General features: G+C 24.1%; 5 protein-coding genes and 1 pseudogene. All 6 read right to left on the bottom strand.

What is annotated here, in order from left to right:
• Positions 1-310: hypothetical protein (locus AMO08_RS02710; RefSeq protein ID WP_143323800.1), on the bottom strand; the 310-nt coding region annotated here is incomplete at its 3' end.
• Between the two features lie 10 nt (positions 311-320).
• Positions 321-1,301: an NAD-dependent epimerase/dehydratase family protein gene (locus AMO08_RS02705; RefSeq protein ID WP_075484892.1), complete on the bottom strand. Its 981-nt coding sequence runs from the start codon at positions 1,299-1,301 to the stop codon at positions 321-323.
• Positions 1,298-2,821 carry a PfkB family carbohydrate kinase gene (locus tag AMO08_RS02700; RefSeq protein WP_075484890.1) on the bottom strand — a complete coding sequence of 508 codons (1,524 nt, stop codon included), beginning with the start codon at positions 2,819-2,821 and terminating at the stop codon, positions 1,298-1,300. The genes AMO08_RS02705 and AMO08_RS02700 overlap by 4 nt, the downstream gene beginning before the upstream one ends.
• A gap of 3 nt (positions 2,822-2,824) precedes the next feature.
• Positions 2,825-3,817: a GDP-mannose 4,6-dehydratase gene (locus tag AMO08_RS02695; RefSeq protein ID WP_075484888.1), complete on the bottom strand. Its 993-nt coding sequence runs from the start codon at positions 3,815-3,817 to the stop codon at positions 2,825-2,827.
• A 79-nt stretch (positions 3,818-3,896) separates the two neighbouring features.
• Positions 3,897-4,505 (bottom strand): SIS domain-containing protein, encoded by a 609-nt coding sequence (locus AMO08_RS02690; RefSeq protein ID WP_075484886.1) that lies wholly within the window; start codon positions 4,503-4,505, stop codon positions 3,897-3,899.
• Positions 4,506-4,657: 152 nt separating this feature from the next.
• Positions 4,658-4,868: pseudogene (locus AMO08_RS05770) on the bottom strand (ABC transporter ATP-binding protein); the annotation flags it as partial.

Here is a 4,868-nt window from a genome sequence, read left to right as displayed (position 1 = left end):
TTGATACAATTAAAAAAATCATTGATGACAAAAGATAAACTGCCTCAACACTCTGATAACTATAGCCAACTAATTTTATGATTAAAACTTTTATAAATAAATTAATTGGACTGGCTCCTTCAAGCGCTATATGTAAATTATATTTGTCATTTAAATTTAAATTTGAATTAGCTATATAAAATGAAATCCATTCATCTGACCATAATCCATCATCAAAATAATTAAATCGAAAATAAAAACCCAAGAGTAAAAGAATAATAAAGAATAAAGAAAAATATTTTTTTTGATAAAAAAAATTTAGAGTTGGCATAAAAAAAAATTTACTTTAAATTTATTTCCTGCATTTTTTTTATATTAAAATATATAGAATCTGTTAATGAATTTGGTAATTTATTTTTTTCGAAAGCTTCTTTTAAATCTATAACTGCATCTTCTATCGTGAACTTTGGCTCGAATTTAAGTATTTTTTTAATTTTTTCTGATGATATATGATAAGATCTATTGTCATTAGAAATTTCTTTTTCAATCTCTACATCCTGACCTATAACCTTTTTAACTGTATTTGCGATTTCATTTACAGTCATATTGTCATAACCTGCATTAAAAATTTGTCCATTAACAAGCTCCTTTTTTGATTCAATTAATTTTATGTAAATCCGTGACATATCTTTAATATGAATATTCGGTCTCAATTGACTACCACCTAAAACTTTAATTCTTCTTTTATTAAATGCTAAATTTGTAAGAATATTTACAACTACATCTAATCTCTGTCTTTTGGCATACCCACAAACAGTAGCTGGTCTAACTATAACTGTTTCAAAGTTATCATCCTTATATTCGAACAATATTTTTTCACATTCGACTTTAAATTTTGAATAATCAGTTAAAGGGTCTAAAGATAAATCTTCACTAACATTCTTCTCAGATTTTATTCCATAAACAGATGATGATGAAGCATAAATAAATCTCTTTACATTTTTTTTTTTTGATATTTCAACTAAAGGTCTAAAACAATCTAGATTAATTGATTTTCCTAATTTTGGATTAAGCTCAAAACTTGGGTCGTTTGAAATACAGGCTAAATGAATTACTATTTCATGATTGTTTATAACTGTATTTATATGTTCTAGGTCTCTTACATCTCCCTGAATTAGATTTAATTTATCGTTTTCACTAAAAACTTTTTTTCCATAAATAAACAAATCATAAACATCAACTTTATAATTTAATTTTAATAAATCTGGAACAAGTCGTGATCCTACATAACCTCCACCTCCAATTACAAGTATTTTTTTCATTTTAAAATATATTCTATTTTCCTTAATAAATTTTTTTTATCTAATGTTTGGCTATTAGCAATGCTCTCAACTGAATTAGCTCCAGCTAAAGAACCTATCAATAACGATAATTCACCTGGTATTTTTAACTTCAAACATAACGATATTATTGAAAGCATTGTGTCTCCCGCTCCTACTTTATCAATAACCTTCTCTGTGAAAGCAGGACATTGTATTATTTTATTTTTTTCATTACCTATCAGTAAAGCTCCATTTCTACCTCTTGTCACTATCAAGTTATTAATTTTATATTTTTTTTTAAGAATCTTAGAAAGTGCATAAACATCTGTACGTTTATCTCTAACTTCATGTCTCAGCTCTGTTTCGTTAATTATTAGTGAGTCAATTTTTTTATATTTATTTAAAGAATGATAACCATAATTAGATGCATTTACTTGTGCATTTAACGCAGTAAATTTATTCAATTTAGAAATATCTTTAGCCAGTTTATCTGAGATGAAACCATGCCCATAATCTGAAATTATAAGTAAATCTGAGCCTAAAAAGTTATTTTTAATATTATTATATATATTTTGAGTTGTTTTTAAGTCTACTAGTTGATCATTCATACTGTAAACACCAAAAAGTTTATTTCTTGAGACAATATCTAAAAATCTTTTTTTTAAAATAGTTGGACTATTTTTTTTTATAATAATTTTTGAATTGATATTTTTTTTAATGCTCTTTTTAATGAAATTTACGTGATTATTTTGATCTCCAATACATGTAAGGAAATTAATTTTTTTGCAAAAGGATGACAAATGATTTGCTATAGCTCCTGCACCTCCTAAATAACTTTCCACAAATTCATCTTTTATTACTAAATGTGGTTCTTTTCCAGACTTTCCAAGAACATCACAAAAAATATACTCATCAATAATTGTTTCACCAATAATTAGTGGTCTTAGGAAATTAAATCTTTCAAATGTTTTGAAAATATAATCAAAAGAATATTTTTTTTTTATTGAATTTAAAAATTTTTTTTGTTCATCATTAAATAAAATTCCACTATTATTTATTAAATTACTTGAACTATATGTTTCATCATTTGAATAAATTATCTTGCCATTATATTTTTTAACAGCTTTGATTTCTTTATAAATATTTTTTGATAAATCTTTTTTATTATTTTTATAATCAGGGCCTTTAAAATAAATATCTGGTTTTATTATTTTAATTATTTCCTCTGAAGTTTCAAAATTACTAATAATTACTGCATCAACAATACTTAAAGCACTAATAGTATTTGCTCTTATATCTTTATTAAATAAAGGTCTACCCGGACCTTTGTTAACATATTTGTCAGATGTAATTGATACAATTAAAAAATCTCCTTTTGTCCTAGCGCTTTCAAAATGCTTTATGTGACCTAAATGTAATAAATCAAAAACTCCATGACATAAAACTATAGTTTTGTTTTTTAATTTTTGTTTTTTTATCTCTTTTTTAATAGATTTTTGAGTGAAAATTTTATTTCTCATGCTCTAATTCTTTTTTTTATCTAAATATAAAAACCATTTTCTTGTAGCTTTTTCAATTTTTTTTACTGTCCATAATGGTGCATCCTTCCAATTTGAAATATCTTTTAACAAATAACTAATTCCTTTCTCTATATTAACCTTTGGGTGCCATCCTATTTTAGTTTTTATTTTTCTTATATCTGCAAAAGTTTTATCAGGTTCACCTGGTCTTTTGGGAATATATATTTTTTTTCCACCTAAAATATCAACAATTCTATTTACACTCACTGTTTTACCACTTCCAACATTAAAAATTTCACCAGATATATTTTTTTTCTTGTATACCTTGATAATAGAATCAACCACATCGGATACATAAGTAAAATCTCTGGTTTGCGTACCATTTCCAACTACAGTATATGGTTTGTTTGCGATCTTTTGTGCTAAAAATACTCCAAACACAGCTCCATATGTCCCTGAAGTTCTTGCTCTTGGCCCATAAACATTAAAAAATCTTAATGATGTTGAATTTAAGTTGTATATTTTAGAATAATGAAGAACTAATTCTTCTCCAAGACGTTTAGTTAAAGCATAAGGATATTGAGGATCTATTATGGAATTTTCTGGTGTAGGATATTTTTTTGGGATCCCGTAGCTTGAGGATGATGCTATATAAATAAATCTCTTTACGTGATTTTTTACAGAGTGATTTAAAATATTCAAAGTTCCTTTAACATTTACATCAAAATATAAATTTGGGTTTTCAATACTTGGTACAATATCAGCCTTAGCAGCAAGATGAAAAACATTATCAACATTTTTGAAATATTTACTAATTTTTTTTTTATCTAAAATACTTGAATTAACGATTTTGATTTTATTCTTTATTTGTGAAAGATTTTTTTTTCTACCTACAGAAAAGTCATCAATTACAATTACTTTATGATTAAGACTTACTAATTTATCAGCAAGATGGCTACCAATAAAGCCTCCTCCACCTGTTATTAAAGAGATCATGGAATGGTATTATATAATTTTTATTAAAAAAAAAGAAAAAAATTTTAATACTAAAAGTTATTATTCAATAAAATTATAACTACAAAATCTGGTTTTTATTATAATTGGAATATTTAAATCTTATCCATTGTGAAATCAAATGCATAAACGAAGAAAACATATCCTCTGTAACTCCGTAATTTTGACAACTCAAATCATAATGAAATTTAACTTTTGTCTTTAATTTTTTCTTTAGAAAACCTGAAATAAATATTATGTCTAATTTCATAGAATTTGCTTTTTTCATTAAATTTAAAATATTTTTTGAATTTCCTGAGCAACTAAAAGCAAAAACGACATCTCCTTTGTTAGCATAATTTTCTAATTGAAAATCGAATATATTTTCATATTTTATATCATTTGAAATTGCAGTTATTAATTCAATTGAATTTGTTAAAGAATAAACTTTTGGTATCATTTTATATTTTGAAGATAACTTTATACCTTTATTAAAATCACATAAAAAATGATTTGATACCGAGGCAGATCCACCATTTCCTGCTACAAAAATTTTCTTTTTAGTCTTAATTTTATTTTCAATAAAATCGGAAATTCTCATTAATTTTTTATAATCCATTTTATTTAATAAATTTTGAATTAATAAAAAATAATCTTTAAAAAACTTTTCTTGCTTAATTTTATTATTCATTTTTAAAACTTATAAAGCCTAAATATTATTATGTATATATTTTATCTTAAAAAATACCCTTTAAATCTCCAACCATGACAGATTATTTACAATAATTATAAAAAATTAAATTAAATTAATTTTTTATTAAACATTTTTGAAATTATTGGAATTCAATTAAAATTTTTTCTTAATATCTCCATATTTTTAATTTCATATATCTCATCACATTTATTAATTATGTCTCTATTATGTGAAACTAGAACAATTGTTACCTTACCTTTCAGATTCATTATAGTTCTTAGTATTTCTTGCTCAGAATTTGTATCAAGTGCACTTGTAGGTTCATCCAATACTAGTATTTCTGAATTTTTATATAAAGCT

Source organism: Candidatus Pelagibacter communis, from assembly GCF_001180205.1.
Lineage (GTDB): Bacteria > Pseudomonadota > Alphaproteobacteria > Pelagibacterales > Pelagibacteraceae > Pelagibacter > Pelagibacter ubique_O.
This window is presented reverse-complemented; position numbering and strand designations above follow the sequence as displayed.

Excerpts from the sequence above, each read along its gene's own strand:
- AMO08_RS02705 (WP_075484892.1), bottom strand. The coding sequence starts at position 1,301 with ATGAAAAAAATACTTGTAATTGGAGGTGGAGGTTATGTAGGATCACGA.
- AMO08_RS02700 (WP_075484890.1), bottom strand. The coding sequence starts at position 2,821 with ATGAGAAATAAAATTTTCACTCAAAAATCTATTAAAAAAGAGATAAAA.
- AMO08_RS02695 (WP_075484888.1), bottom strand. The coding sequence starts at position 3,817 with ATGATCTCTTTAATAACAGGTGGAGGAGGCTTTATTGGTAGCCATCTT.
- AMO08_RS02690 (WP_075484886.1), bottom strand. The coding sequence starts at position 4,505 with ATGAATAATAAAATTAAGCAAGAAAAGTTTTTTAAAGATTATTTTTTA.